We start from the raw sequence: 13829 nt of genomic DNA, 5'->3' as shown, positions 1-13829 counted from the left end.
CTTCTCAACACGGAAGAAGGAGACTGCCGATGTCGAATACACCGCATACGTTGCAAGAGGAATTTCCGGGCAAAGAGGCGCGCATTACCGAGCTGAAGGTCTCGAATCCCCGTTTCGCGAAGCTGCTTGAGGAGTATGACACGGTGAATGATCAGGTTCACCGTGCCGAGACGCGGATCGACACCGTGTCGGAAGACCATGAGGATGCGCTGCGCCGGTCGCGCTCGCGCATCAAGGATCAGATCTATGCGATGATCCAGGACCAGTAAGGGGCCAGGACCCCTAAGCGGTTCTGAACGAAAAACGGGCGGGGGCAATTATGCTCCCGCCCGTTGTCATTCTTGTGCCCGGTTGCCCATGTCCCCGTTTGCCCGTTTGCCCAAGCGGCGCGCAGGGCACATTGTTACCAGCCCAGCCGGTCACGCAGCGAGAACCAGGTCATGGCGGTGACCAGCAGGGGCCAACGCAGGGCCTGGCCTCCCGGAAAACGGCGATGCGGCAGGTCTGCCAGCAGATCAAAGCCGCCCCTTGTATTTCCCCCCGGCTGCCCGGAGGCGTCACCGGCAACCGCTTCTGCAATCATCTTGCCCGCAAGCGTTGCCAGTGCGACGCCATGGCCGGAATAGCCCGAGGCCGAGAGGACATTCTTCGCAGGCCGCGCGAAACAGGGCATCCGGTTGACGGTGATCGCCAGCGTGCCGCCCCAGGCGTAGTCGATCTTCGTGTCTGCGAGCTGCGGATAGATCTCCAAAAGCGGTTTGCGGACCACCTTCGCCACATCCGGAAAACGGTAGCCGTAGCTTTCCGCACCGCCAAAGATCAGCCGGTCATCTTCTGACAGGCGCCAGTAATTCACCACGAATTTGGTGTCATGCACTGCAATGGGCTCGGCCAGGACCTCACGCGCGCGCGCGCCCAGCGGCTCGGTCGCCACAACGAAATTGTTGATCGGCATCACCCGCGCCGCGATGGTCTTTTCAAGGCTGCCGACATAGCCATTCACCGCCAGCACCAGATGGTCGCAGGTGACGCGGGCCTGGGCCGTTTCAGCGACCGGCTTTTCGCCATAGGACAGTTTCGTGACCTCGCTTTCCTCGAAAATCTGCACCCCGGCGGCCACTGCCAGCTTTGCCAGCCCGATCACGAAATTCAGCGCATGAATATGGCCGGCCCCACGGTCGATATCGCCGCCTTTGAACGCCTCAGACCCCACAAGCGCACGCAGGCCCTCGCGGTCGAGCGGCTTGACCTCATGGTAATCATAATCCCGGGCAAGCTTTTCGGCGTAACGCTGCGCGTGATCAACTTCGCTCTCATGCCAGCAGGCATGCGCGATGCCGGGGCGGTAGGCGACCCCCTCCATCCCCGAGGCGAGGTCACGAACCAGCGCTTTGGCGTCCTGCGCCATATCCCAAAGCTGCCGTGCGTTTTCGCGCCCCGCGACCTTCTCCAGCCAGTCCTGGTCCTGACGCTGCCCGGAGCCGACCTGGCCGCCATTCCTGCCCGAGGCACCAAAACCGACGCGATGCGCCTCGAGCACCACGACCTTCAGGCCCTTTTGCGCCAGATGCAGCGCGCTTGAGAGGCCGGTATAGCCGGCCCCCACCACGCAGACATCGGCACGGATTTCGCCCGTGGCGCGCGGGAAGGGCGCAAGCGCGACACGGGTCGCCGCATACCAGCTGTCGGGATAGCGCCCTTGCCGGTCATTGGCGTGCAGAAGATTGACCGCCATCACACGTTCAGGAGCAGATGCTCACGCTCCCACGGGCTGATGACCTGGAGGAACTCTTTGTATTCGTTGCGTTTTACCGAATCGTAACATCTGACGAAATCGACGCCCATCACCTCTTTCAGGGCCACGTCCTCATCCAGAAGATCCAGCGCATCGCCAAGGTTCACCGGGATCTCATCCGAATCGATATAGGCCGATCCGGTGAATTCCGGGCGCGCGGCTTTCTTCTCCATCAGCCCGAGATAGCCGCAGGCCAAAGTCGCCGCGATGCCGAGATAGGGGTTGCAATCCATCCCCGGCAGGCGGTTTTCGATCCTGCGCGCGGCGGGGCCCGAAATCGGGACGCGCAGCCCGGTGGTGCGGTTGTCACGGCCCCATTCCAGATTGATCGGCGCCGCGAAATCCGGGACGTAACGGCGGTAAGAGTTCACATAGGGCGCCATCAGCGCAATCGCCGCCCCCATATGGTTCTGCATTCCGGCGATGAAATGGTTGAATTCCGGCGTCTCGGCGCCTTTGGCGGCGGAGAAAATGTTCTTGCCGGTTTTCACATCCACGACCGAAGTGTGGATATGCATGGCAGATCCCGGCTCGCCCGCGATGGGCTTGGCCATGAAGGTCGCAAAACAATCATGGCGCAAGGCAGCTTCACGGATCAGGCGTTTGAAGAAGAACACATGGTCCGACAGTTCAATCGGGTCGCCATGCGCAAGGTTCAGTTCGATCTGCCCGGCGCCGCCTTCCTGCAAGATACCGTCGATTTCAAGGCCCTGGGCTTCGGCGAAATCATAGATATCGTCGATCACCTTGCCATATTCGTCGATGGCGGAAAGGCTGTAGGCCTGTTTCCCGGCGGCACGCCGCCCGGTGCGGCCCATGGGCGGGATCACCGGCATATTGGGGTCGATATTGCGCGCGGTCAGGAAGAATTCCATCTCGGGCGCGACAACCGGCCGCCAGCCCTGGGCCTCGTAAAGACCCACGATGCGGCGCAGCACATTGCGCGGTGAGAACGGCACCAGATTGCCCTGCTGATCTTTCGCATCATGGATCACCTGGAGCGTGATATCGGCGGTCCAGGGCGCGGCGGTCGCGGTGGACCAGTCGGGCTCGAGGATCATATCCGGCTCGGTGAAGGCATCAAACGGGCTGTCGGCCCATTCACCGGTGATGGTCTGCAGGAAGATAGAATTGGGCAGGAAGTAATTGGTTTGTTTTGCGAATTTCGCGGCAGGCATTGCCTTGCCGCGTGCCACGCCGGCAATATCGCCGATCACGCATTCCACCTCATCGACGCGACGCTTGCCGATATAGTCCCGTGCTGCCTTGGGCAGTTTTTCCGTCCAGTTGGACATGGTTCACACTCTGTTTGGGGCCTCAGGCGCTCTGGCTGGCCCTGGTCTGGTGAGAGAGAAAGAAATCCGCGATCCTTTCCGCCATTTTCGTCGTGCCAAGGGGGGCGTCGATCTTCTCGGTCGCGGCATCCAGCGTCTCCTGGGGCACCAGCCCCGGGCCGCGGTATTTGATCAGACCTTCGATGAAGTCTTTCCTGAATTCCGGATGCGGCTGCACGGTGAACATGCGGTCGTCATATAAAAGCCCAGCATTGGAGCAGAAATCGGTCGAGGCGATCACCTCGGCCATTTCGGGCTTTTCCACCACCTGATCCTGGTGCCAGGCGTTCAGCGTGATGGTCTCCGCATCAGGGCCGGACCCGAAATGGTAATCGGTCGGGCCGACCGACCAGCCGCCTTTGTATTTCTCGACGCGGCCGCCCATGGCTTGCGCGATGATCTGATGGCCGAAACAGATGCCGACGACCGGCACATGTTCGACATAGGCCTCGCGGATAAAGGCTTCGAGCGGTTTGATGAACGGGTGATCCTCATAGGCACCAAAGCGCGAGCCGGTGATCAGCCAGCCGTCACAGTCATGGACGGATTTCGGGAAATCCATCTCCATCACGGTGAAGCGGCGGAATTCCAGCCCGCGATCCGCGAGCAGGCGTTCGAAGAAATCGGGATAATCGCCCATGCTGGGTTTGAGGGCGTCGGGGGAGGCCCCGGTTTGCAGGATGCCGATGATCATTGGGGCGCTCTGGGTCACGAAGTTGCGGTCATTAGGATGGTGGGTGCGGCCCCGCCTCTGGTCAAGGGGGGCCGGACTGTATCGCGGTTCAGATCATACGGTATCGAGATAAAGTTCGACCAGTTCCTCGGGCGAAAGCTCGGCGGTGTAATGCAGCTCCTGGCGCTTGGTCATCACCATATTGGCGATCAGCTCGGGCGGCAGGAAGCGCGCCACATGCGGCGAGAATTCAAAAGCGTCGATGGCCCCCTGCCAGGTGGTCGGGATCTGCGGCAGGTCAAGCGCATAGGAATTGCCGCTGATCGGCGCGACGGGTTCCTTGCCGTCTTCGATGCCGGAAAGCGCCGCGCCAAGGATGGCCGCAAGCATCAGATAGGGGTTCACGTCACCGCCCGCCACGCGATGCTCGATCCGCCGCGCTGCCGGGTTGCCCGAGGGAATACGGATCGCGGCGGTGCGGTTCTCATAACCCCAGCAGATCGCGGTGGGGGCATGGGCATCGGGCACCAGCCGGTCAAAGCTGTTGGAATGCGGCGCGAACAAAAGCGTCGAATCGTGCATCGCCTCAAGGCAGCCGGCCACGGCATGACGCAGGACGGCAGTGCCTTTGGGGCCACCGGAATCGAAGATATTATCGCCCTTCTGGTCAAGCACCGAGAAATGCGTATGCAGACCCGAGCCCGAATAATCGGCATAGGGTTTCGCCATGAACGAGGCCGCAAAGCCGTGACGGCGCGCGAGGCCCTTCACCAGCATCTTGAAGAACCAGGCGTCATCTGCGGCGCGCAAAGCATCGTCGCAATGCATCAGGTTGACCTCGAACTGGCCAAGCCCGGTTTCCGAAGTCGTGGTATCCGCCGGGATATCCATCGCCTCGCAGGCGTCATAGAGATCGGTGAAGAAGACGTCGAACGCGTCCAGCGCGCGGATCGACAGCGCCTCGGCCGCCTTGCGGCGCTTGCCGGAACGGGGCGAAAGCGGCACCTGCATCGTCTTGCCGCTGTCATCGATCAGGAAAAACTCCAGCTCCATCGCGCAGACCGGCGTCAACCCGCGTGCCTTATAGCGGTCGACGACTGCGCGCAAAGCATGGCGCGGATCGCCCTCATAGGGTTTGCCGTTTTCGCGGTACATCCAGATCGGCAGCAAAGCCGAAGGGCTTTCCAGCCAGGGCATCGGCATGAAACCACGCTCGGTCGGGCGCAGCGTGCCGTCCTGGTCGCCCTCTTCAAATACCAGCGGGCTGTCGTCGATATCCTCGCCCCAGATGTCGAGGTTCAGGACGGAATAGGGGAAACGTACGCCGCTTTTCACCACATTATCGGCGAAACGCGCCGGAACGCGCTTGCCGCGCGCCTGCCCGTTGAGATCAGCCGCAGCCACACGAATCGTGCGGACCTGCGGATGTTTTCTGAGCCAGTCCTTCATCATTGATTTCAAACCAGCAAGCATGGACGCGTCCCCGCGCCATGGCTCGTGGCGGCCTGGCGACAATCCCGGAAGACGGCCGGCCCACAAGATGCGCAAGGAGCCGGACCATGCCCTGGTCCTTCCCTTGGTTTGATCGCCTCTCCCGCCGGGCATATGGCCCCGATTGAAACGCTGTGGTCGAGCGGGTCCGGGCGGGTGCCCGGATAATTTGATCAAATATAGGATACTAGCGGATCAGCTGAGGACGCAAGCGAATTCTTTTCTTCTGATGCGAGGGCAGGTGACGGTTCAGCCGGTTGTTCACCAGGCCGAAGATCCCGATCAGCGTGAGCGTCAGAATGATGAAATAGAAGGCAACGATCGGATAGGGGATGAAGGGGTTGAAGGTCTTGTCGGCGAAGTAATTCGCGTAATAAAGCGCGTCGCCACGTTGCTGAAACGCCGGGAAACCCGAGAAGAACACCAGCGTCGTGGCGTGGAACAGAAAGATCGCCTCATTGGTATAGGCGGGCCAGCCGAGCCGCAGCATGGTCGGCCATTCGATGCGGAAAAACCGGTCGCGCCCGGTGATACCATAGGCATCGGCGGCCTCGAGATCGCCTTTCGGCACGGTCATCAGCGCGCCGTAGAAGATCTCGGCAGTATAGGCGGAGGTGTTGAGGAAGAGGGTGAGGGCCGCCCCCGCCCAGGCATTGGCCAGCCAGGCGGTCGGAAGGGTGAAGAGGCCAAACACATCGACCGAGCCACGCAGCACGGTGGTGATGAAGAAATACACGAGGAAAAACTGGATGAAGAGCGGCGAGCCGCGGAAGATGAAGATATACCACTCGGCGGGCTTGCGGATCCATTTATGGCGCGAGGCCTTGGCCATGGCGAGGCCGACGGCGAAAACAAAGCCGAGGGACAGCGCCAGCAGGCCGAAATAGAGGTTCCACAGCATCCCGGACCCGATCAGCACGAACTGATCGCAAAGCGAGATATTGGTGAGGGGCAGCGCGTTTTCGCCAAAGCCCAGCGAGCGCAGCCAATAGGCCTGAACGGTATCCCAGCAGGTCATGCCGCATCCTTCCTGAGGGTTTCGCCGGCGCGGGTGGCCTGGCCATGCGAAAGGCGGCGGGTAAGGCGGCCGAGGCCGATCTCGGAGACCCGGGTCAGCGCGAGGTAGAAGACCAGCAGGCCAAGGAAGTAATAGAGCCGCCAGTCACCATGCGGATAATCGAACCGCGCGGATTTCGACCCGCCCAGCTCGCGTGCCCAATAGACGATGTCCTGGATCCCCAGAAGGAACAGCAAGGGCGTTGCCTTGATCAGGATCAGCCAGAGATTTGAAAGGCCGGGCAGCGCATAGGTCCACATCTGCGGCACCAGAATGCGGCGGAAGGTCTGGCGCGGCGAGAGACCATAGGCCTCGGCGGTTTCGATCTGGGCGCGTGGCACGGCATCCATCGCACCTTTCAGAACATTGGCCGCGAAAGCCCCGAAAACAATGGCAAATGTCAGAACGGCCAAAAGGAAGGCATAGGATTGGTGGACAAAGAGCGATGCGTTATTGGGCGGCACTTTCGCCGCCGGGCAGACGCGGAATTCAAGCCCCTGGCGGATCGGTTCAGACCAGTCCGGGCACCGGACCTGATGCATCAGCCATTCGATCCCCTGATCCAGCGCGATCACGAAGAACAGGAAAAAGACGATATCGGGCACACCGCGCACCATGGCGGTGTAGATCTTGCCGAGCCACCGGATCGGCGCGATATGCGACCGCGCCGCCATGGCACCGCCAAAGCCAAAGGCCAGCGCTGCCGGAGCGGTCACCAGCAAAAGCGCCATCACCGTCAGGAAGGAGAAATAGAACTCCATATGTTTGGGCGTGGTGAGATAGCAGGAAAGCCAGCTCAGCCCTTCGATGGTCTTGGGATCGGCACAGAATTCGAACATGGGCTTGCCCTGGCGCGGCGGCTCCGGTCAGGGCATTCACAATGCGGCTGACCAGTGGCAGACGGGTGAGGAGGGGCACCTTGCCCCGGTCTGGGTGACCGGGGGCAAGGTGCGAAAGGGATGCCCGCGCGGGTCCGGAAGGCCGCAGCCCCCCGGGGATCACGCGGGCGAGGCCCGGATCAGAACGGCGTGTAATTGCCGTCGAACCACTCATCCGTCAGTTTGTTGAGCGAGCCATCGGCCTTCATCGACTGAATGGCCGCGTCGAATTTTGCCTTCAGCTCGGTGTCGGATTTGCGCAGCCCGATGCCGATCCCGTCGCCGAGCAGCACATCATCGCCGATGATCTCCAGCCCATCGCCGATTTGCGACAGAAGGTAGTCTTCATCGGCCATGACCGCAGCCGCCTGACCATTGCGCACTGCGGCAATGGTCTCGTCAGGCGTGGCGAATTCAAGGAGCTTGGCGCCCGAAGCCGCCACATGCGCCGCCTGGATGGTGCCGGTCTGCGCCGAGATCACACCGCTGTCGAGCGGCGTGTCAGGCGACATTGCTGCATAGGACGACGGCGCGGGCTGGGTGTAGTTTTCCGAGAAGGCGATCTTCTCGCGGCGCTCGTCGGTGATCGACATGCCGGCCATGATGGCGTCGTAATTCCCCGATTGCAGGTTCGGGATGATCGAATCCCAGTCATTCTTGACAAAGATGCATTCCAGCCCGGCGCGCTTGCAGAGCTCATTGCCAAGCACGATCTCGAACCCGTCCAGCTCGCCCTTGTCATTGATGAGGTTATAGGGCTCATAGGCGCCCTCGGTGGCGATCCGCACCGGATCGGCAGCAACAACACCGGCGCCAAGCGCGGTGAGGGCGGTTGCAAGCAGCAGTTTCTTCATTGTCATCTCCCGAAGGTTGCTTTTCTGGGTTTTATGCCGGTTCCGGGGGTCAGAACCAGGTGTCGTGAAGAGAGTCGAGCGTGCCATCGGCTTCCATAGCCGCGATGGCGCTGTCGATTTCGGCCTTGAGCGCATTCCCCTTGCACATGGCGATGCCGGTGCCCTCATCGGGGATCTCCTGGCTGTAGACATATTCCAGGCCCTGGCCGGCGATCAGCGTCTCAAGATCGGTGCGGCCTGAAAAGGGCCCGAGCGCCAGGTCGGCCGCGCCCCGGGCCACGGCGTTCAGCACCGCCGGCTCTGAGGTATAAGACCGAAAATCCAGCTTTTCCTTGCGCAGCCATGTTTCATGCATGGTGCCCGCCTCGACCGCGATCCGGGCCGCTCCGGGCGGCGGCGCTGCGGCAAAGCCGACAAACCATTCCAGAGAATTGCCAAAGGTATAGGGGATCGACATATCCACCACCGCGCGGCGCTCCGGCGTGATCGCCATGCCGCCCAGCACCACATCGAACCGCCCCTCGGCGACGCCCGGGATCAGCTCGCCGAATTGTGCGACCTCCCATTGGCAGTCATGATGCGTCCGGTTGCAGATCTCGGTCATCACCTCGTAATCAAAGCCCGAAAGCGCCCCCGCATCGTCGCGCAGGATATAGGGCGGAAACGTGTCTTCGGTGCCGATCACCAGCACCCGGTCCGCGCCGGTCGAGGCGAGCCAGATGCTGGCGGTGATGGCAGAGATGGTGGCGATGCAGGACATGGCCCGGTCAGACCATCGTGGCCGAAAGGAAGCCGCGCAGGCGTTCCGATTTTGGCTGGCCGAAAAGCTGCGACGGCGCACCTTCCTCTTCGATCCGTCCCTGGTGAAGGAAGATCACATGATCCGAGCAATCGGCGGCCAGCTTCATGTCATGGGTCACGAGGATCATGGTGCGGCCCTCATCGGCCAGCGCGCGGATCACCTTGATGACCTCCTGCTCCAGTTCGGGGTCAAGCGCCGAGGTCGGTTCATCGAACAAAAGCGCGCGCGGCTCCATGCACAGGGCGCGGGCGATGGCGGCGCGCTGCTGCTGGCCGCCCGAAAGCTGCGCCGGCCAGGCATCGGCCTTGTCGGCAATGCCCACCTTGGCGAGATATTCGCGCGCCTTCGCCTCAACCTCGGCCGGGTCGCGTTTCATCACAGTGACCGGCGCCTCCATGACGTTCTGAAGAATCGTCATATGGGCCCAGAGGTTGAACTGCTGGAAGACCATCGAAAGATTGGTGCGGATGCGGGTGACCTGGGCGCGGTCGGCCGGGTGGCGGCGCAGACCTTCGCCCTTCCAGCGCACGGCTTCGCCTTCAAATTTCACATCACCCTGCTGGCTGTCTTCCAGCAGATTGCAACAACGCAACAGCGTGGATTTCCCCGAACCCGAAGAGCCGATCAGCGAGATCACATGACCCCGCGGCGCGACAAGATCGACACCTTTAAGCACTTCGAGCGGGCCGTAGGACTTATGCAGCCCCCGGATCTCGATTACGGGCACCTCTGCCATAAACCTGATATCATCCCCTGTTGTTCTTCTTGCCCGCGCCCGTCTTTTTGTCGGGTCGCCCCGGTGACTGGTCGCAGGTATAATCCTGTCAGTAGGACGCAGATCTGCGCGGTTTGCAACGTGGTTTTGCAGCATCCTGCGCCCGCATTCCGGCAATCCGCCGTCTGATCTGCAGCAATCTGTCTGATCGGAGGATCGGATCAGGCTGCAGGGACGGGCGGGCCGGGATCGGGCACCGCGAGGTAATCCGCCTCACGGACGGCGACAAGCCCATAGAGATGCAAAACCGCACGGTCCTCTTCCGTCAGGCCCCGGATCGCGGCGTCAAGCGCCGTAAAAACCGCCTCCTGGTCAAGATCCTTCCCTGCGATGAAGGGCAAGGCGGGGGTGGCCCCGGTGCGGCCGATCTCTTTCAGCCCGGTCGCGTCGCCGCTGCCATCCTCGCACATGATCGCCCAGGTCACGGCATCAAGCGCGGCGAGATCGGCTTTTCCCGCGCGCACCCCCCGGGCCGAAGCGCGGTGGCCGCCGCTGCGCCAGGCCGGGGCAAGCCTGATGCCGGACCGGGCCGCATGATGCGCCGGCGCCGCCCAGCCTGATTGTGAGAGATCGTCATTCCAGGCAAAAGTCGCACCGTCGAAATCGGTGAAATCCGTGCGCGGATCATCGTTCCGGGCGACCAGAACCGAATGATACTGCCCGGCAGGGGTTCCGGCCAGGCGGTGATCTCCCGCCCCGATCAGCGTCACCCGGCCTGTAAGCCGCGCCCGAAACGGATAGCCGCAGCATTGCGCCAGCACGAGACCGGGGGAAAGCCAGCCCGCCATATAAGCGCCGTCCCCGCGCGTCAGGGCCTCTGGCGCGGCAATCCCCCGCGCGCGCAGCCCGTCGCGGATCCGTGCCCAGAGCCGGTCATTCGCGCCTTCGGTCCGCCCGGCATCATACATGCCAAGCGCGGCAATCACAGGCTGCGCTCCGCCCGCTGCCGTGCTTCGGCGCTTTCGACATCGGAAAGACCGAAGAGGCTCGACACCATGCGCAAGAGCCGGTCCTCATCCGGATCGCGGCTGCCATCGGCCAGGGCCACCGACCAAAGCGCCTGCATCAGCCCGCCGCGTTCTTCGGGCGAGGTGGCGGATTTGAGGGCGCGCGTAAAACGGACCGTGTCCGGCGCCTCGGCCTCCACCGCCTCGGCCTCGGTCCTCAGCGCGGCTGCGGCGAAAGCATCCAGCTCGTAGCGGGTCATCAGGATCCGGTCGATGCGCTCGACCTCTTCAATGGCATAAAGCCCGTCGGTGCGCGCCAGCCGCACCAGCAGCGCCGCCAGTGCCAGCCGCGCATCGGTATCTTTCAGGGGCTCGGGGGCGGGGGCCAGCAAAAGGCGCAAGAGGTTCTGAATCATGGCCCGAGTCTAACGCGAAGATCAGGTCCGCGCCAGCGCCGCAACTTCACAGTCCTGACAGCTGCGGGAGCCTCCGGCGGGGATATTTAAGAGACAGAAAACAGCACTGCCTCTCATTTTCTGTCCTTAAATATCCCGGGGGTGAGCGGCAAAGCCGCGAGGGGGCTGGCCCCCTCCGCGCGTTCAGCCCAGGTCGGCGAAGATGCGTTCAAGGCGCGCGGTCTCGGTCCCGATGCCGAAAGGCGGGTTCACGATAAACATGCCCGTCCCGATCATCCGATGGCCTTCGCGGGCGGGGGGAAAGCGCAGCTCGTGGCGCAGGGCCGCGGGGAACTGCGCCGCCAGCGTCCTGAGCATCGGCACATGCGGCGCGTCGCGCAAGATCGGATACCAGAGCATCAGGACCCCCACATTCCATTTCCGCGAGACTTGCGCGAAGAATTTAGGGATATGGTCGTAGTCGGATTTCACCTCATAGGGCGGATCGACCAGCATCAGCCCGCGCCGCGGCGTCGGCGGCGTCAGGGACAGCGCGAAATTAAAGCCGTCTTCCTTGCGGATATGCGCGCCCCAGGAGCCGAGCACGTCTTTCAGCGCCGCATTTTCCTGGGGATGCAACTCTGCCAGATGCAGCTTATCGGTCTCGCGCAGCCCAAGCGTCGCGATCAGCGGCGAGCCGGGATAGGCATCGGTCCCGAACATGGCACGGGTTTCCTCCAGCCGCTCGGGATAGGGATGGCCTTCAGGAAAGGCATCTGCCAGCCGCCCGATCCCCTGTGCCGCCTCGCCGGTTTTCTGCGCTTCGGGGCCGGAGAGCCGGTAGAGGCCGCGCCCGGCATGGGTCTCGATATAGGAAACCGGCTTGTCCTTTTGCACCATGTAATCCAGCACCCAGGCCAGCAGCGCGTGTTTTTGCACATCGGCCAGATTGCCGGCGTGAAAAGCGTGTTGATATGACAGCATGACAGGCCCCCTGGTTCAGCGCCCGCCTTACACCGCGCGATCGATGCGGGTCGAGAGGTGGATCAGGCTTTCCGAGCTTTTCACCCCTGTCATCGCGCCGATCTGATCCAGCACCTGATCGAGGATCTGCGTATTGGGGCAGGAGATCTGCAGCAAAAGATCGAACCGGCCCGAGGTCGTATAGACCTTCTCGACCTCATGGATCGATTTCAGCCGGGTGAGAATCGCGGCCTGACCGCGCGGCTCGATCGTCACCAGCACCGAAGCCCGAAGCCGCCCTTCGCGTGCGGCCTCGCCCAGTTTCAGCGTGTAACCCGCTATGATTCCTGTGTTTTCCAGCCGCTCAAGCCTGGCCTGGATTGTCGAACGCGCCACTTTCAGACGCCGCGCCAGTGTCGCCACCGAGATCCGCGCATCGGCGCTGAGAAGGCCGATCAGGCTTCTGTCGAGGTCATCCATGCAGTTTGTCTCCCGGTATCGTCATAATAACGATGATTTCAGTCATTTCTATAGTTTTGTTCGGTGAGATTGTCACACATATGCAGCATCCTTCTGGCAGGAAAAGGGCGGCTCATACGCACCTGGCCTGGTTTCTTTAAACCACGCAGGTGCCCGACCCGGAATGCAGGGGAAGGGCGAAGCGTCTTGTTGGCTGAAAGGGAAACGCCGATGGGACTTTCACGGACAATCTTCAACAATCCGACCGAATTCATCCGGCTGCATCAGCCTGAAAACCCGGTCCTTTTTTTCGCGCCCAGCGTGGCTCAGGCCGCGGCGCGACGCTTTCTCCAGGGCTTCCCCGGGCTGGTCACCTATGCGGTGAAATCGAACCCGGGCGAAGAGATGGTGGAAAACCTGGCGGCCGCCGGGATCCGCGGGTTTGACTGTGCCTCGCCTTTTGAAATCGACCTGATCCGCGATCTCGTGCCGGATGCGGCGATCCATTATCACAATCCGGTCCGCTCGCGCGCCGAGATCGCGCATGCGGTCGCCAAAAACGTCAAAAGCTACAGCGTCGATTCGCGCTCTGAACTGGCCAAGCTGATCGCGCTGGTGCCGGCGGATAGCTGCGAAATCTCGGTCCGGTTCAAGCTGCCGGTCGGCGGTGCCGCCTATAATTTCGGCGCGAAATTCGGCGCGACGGCCGAGCTGGCGGTGGACCTGCTGAAAACCGTGGCCGGGGCGGGTTATATCCCCTCGCTGACCTTCCACCCGGGCACCCAATGCACCGATCCGGAAGCCTGGGCGACCTATATCCGCACAGCGGCTGAAATTGCGTCCGAGGCCGGTGTGAAGATCGCGCGTCTCAATGTCGGCGGTGGTTTCCCGAATCATCGCCTTTCGGCAGTGATGCCCGACTATGACGCGATCTTCGCGGCTATCGGCCGCACCGCTGATGAGGCGTTCGGCGAGGGCCGTCCGGCGCTTGTCTGTGAGCCGGGCCGCGCGCTTTGCGGTGATGCTTTCACCCTGGTCGCCCGCATCAAGGCGATCCGTGACGATGCCCATGTCTTCCTCAATGACGGGGTCTATGGCTCGCTGAATGAAATGCCGCAGATCGGTATGATCGACCGGCTTCAGGTGATTTCGCCGGAAGGGGTGCTGCGGAAGGGCGATCCGAGCCCGCGCATCACCTTTGGCCCGACCTGCGATTCGGTCGACCGTCTGCCGGGCGAGATGGCTTTCCCGGTTGATGCCGAGGAAGGCGATTTCGTCGTGCTGCATGGCATGGGGTCCTATTCGGTGGTGACGAACAGCCGGTTCAACGGTTTTGGCGAACTGCAGATGGCGACTGTCCTGTCCCTTGCGATCTGAGCCTTCGCTGACAATCTGACGTGATTTCC

15 protein-coding genes are annotated in these 13829 nt (G+C 62.2%); 2 read left to right on the top strand and 13 right to left on the bottom strand.

Annotated elements, in window-relative coordinates; all coding sequences use genetic code 11:
* The first annotated feature begins 29 nt into the window (after positions 1 to 29).
* Positions 30 to 269 carry a YdcH family protein gene (locus tag JC607_RS07660; RefSeq protein WP_198836351.1) on the top strand — a complete coding sequence of 80 codons (240 nt, stop codon included), beginning with the start codon at positions 30 to 32 and terminating at the stop codon, positions 267 to 269.
* A 134-nt stretch (positions 270 to 403) separates the two neighbouring features.
* Here JC607_RS07660 and JC607_RS07655 read toward each other — a convergent pair whose 3' ends face one another.
* The 13 genes from JC607_RS07655 to JC607_RS07595 all read right to left on the bottom strand — a co-directional run bounded on the left by JC607_RS07655 (position 404) and on the right by JC607_RS07595 (position 12444).
* Positions 404 to 1735, bottom strand: a complete 1332-nt coding sequence (locus JC607_RS07655) for an FAD-binding oxidoreductase (protein ID WP_198836350.1) — start codon at positions 1733 to 1735, stop codon at positions 404 to 406.
* Positions 1735 to 3090 (bottom strand): glutamine synthetase family protein, encoded by a 1356-nt coding sequence (locus JC607_RS07650; protein WP_198836349.1) that lies wholly within the window; start codon positions 3088 to 3090, stop codon positions 1735 to 1737. The genes JC607_RS07655 and JC607_RS07650 overlap by 1 nt, the downstream gene beginning before the upstream one ends.
* Positions 3091 to 3112: 22 nt before the next feature.
* Positions 3113 to 3823, bottom strand: coding sequence for a type 1 glutamine amidotransferase (locus JC607_RS07645; protein ID WP_198836348.1), 711 nt, complete (start codon positions 3821 to 3823; stop codon positions 3113 to 3115).
* Positions 3824 to 3916: 93 nt separating this feature from the next.
* Positions 3917 to 5251, bottom strand: coding sequence for a glutamine synthetase family protein (locus JC607_RS07640; protein WP_198836419.1), 1335 nt, complete (start codon positions 5249 to 5251; stop codon positions 3917 to 3919).
* A 229-nt stretch (positions 5252 to 5480) separates the two neighbouring features.
* Entirely contained in the window at positions 5481 to 6311 is an 831-nt protein-coding gene (locus JC607_RS07635; protein ID WP_198836347.1) for an ABC transporter permease, read from the bottom strand.
* On the bottom strand, positions 6308 to 7189 hold the full coding sequence (locus JC607_RS07630; RefSeq protein ID WP_198836346.1) for an ABC transporter permease: 882 nt from the start codon (positions 7187 to 7189) through the stop codon (positions 6308 to 6310). Before JC607_RS07630 ends, JC607_RS07635 begins: the two co-directional genes overlap by 4 nt.
* A gap of 179 nt (positions 7190 to 7368) precedes the next feature.
* Positions 7369 to 8082, bottom strand: coding sequence for a transporter substrate-binding domain-containing protein (locus tag JC607_RS07625; RefSeq protein ID WP_198836345.1), 714 nt, complete (start codon positions 8080 to 8082; stop codon positions 7369 to 7371).
* A 49-nt stretch (positions 8083 to 8131) separates the two neighbouring features.
* The gene (locus tag JC607_RS07620) at positions 8132 to 8842 is read right to left on the bottom strand and encodes an ABC transporter substrate-binding protein (protein WP_198836344.1); all 711 of its coding nucleotides are present in this window, start codon (positions 8840 to 8842) and stop codon (positions 8132 to 8134) included.
* Between the two features lie 7 nt (positions 8843 to 8849).
* A complete protein-coding gene (locus tag JC607_RS07615) occupies positions 8850 to 9620 on the bottom strand; it encodes an ABC transporter ATP-binding protein (RefSeq protein ID WP_198836343.1) in 771 nt (256 codons plus the stop codon).
* Positions 9621 to 9820: 200 nt separating this feature from the next.
* On the bottom strand, positions 9821 to 10585 hold the full coding sequence (locus JC607_RS07610) for a PhnD/SsuA/transferrin family substrate-binding protein (protein ID WP_198836342.1): 765 nt from the start codon (positions 10583 to 10585) through the stop codon (positions 9821 to 9823).
* Positions 10582 to 11022 carry a TerB family tellurite resistance protein gene (locus JC607_RS07605; RefSeq protein ID WP_198836341.1) on the bottom strand — a complete coding sequence of 147 codons (441 nt, stop codon included), beginning with the start codon at positions 11020 to 11022 and terminating at the stop codon, positions 10582 to 10584. Before JC607_RS07605 ends, JC607_RS07610 begins: the two co-directional genes overlap by 4 nt.
* A 183-nt stretch (positions 11023 to 11205) precedes the next feature.
* Complete coding sequence (locus tag JC607_RS07600; RefSeq protein WP_198836340.1) at positions 11206 to 11985, bottom strand: 23S rRNA (adenine(2030)-N(6))-methyltransferase RlmJ; 780 nt, start codon at positions 11983 to 11985, stop codon at positions 11206 to 11208.
* Positions 11986 to 12012: 27 nt separating this feature from the next.
* The gene (locus JC607_RS07595; RefSeq protein WP_092897328.1) at positions 12013 to 12444 is read right to left on the bottom strand and encodes an Lrp/AsnC family transcriptional regulator; all 432 of its coding nucleotides are present in this window, start codon (positions 12442 to 12444) and stop codon (positions 12013 to 12015) included.
* A gap of 210 nt (positions 12445 to 12654) precedes the next feature.
* On the opposite strand from JC607_RS07595, the gene JC607_RS07590 reads away from it, so the two are divergent.
* Entirely contained in the window at positions 12655 to 13800 is a 1146-nt protein-coding gene (locus JC607_RS07590) for a type III PLP-dependent enzyme (RefSeq protein WP_198836339.1), read from the top strand.
* Positions 13801 to 13829 lie beyond the last annotated feature (29 nt).

It is taken from the genome of Paracoccus sp. IB05 (assembly GCF_016405985.1).
Classification (GTDB): domain Bacteria; phylum Pseudomonadota; class Alphaproteobacteria; order Rhodobacterales; family Rhodobacteraceae; genus Pseudogemmobacter.
This window is presented reverse-complemented; position numbering and strand designations above follow the sequence as displayed.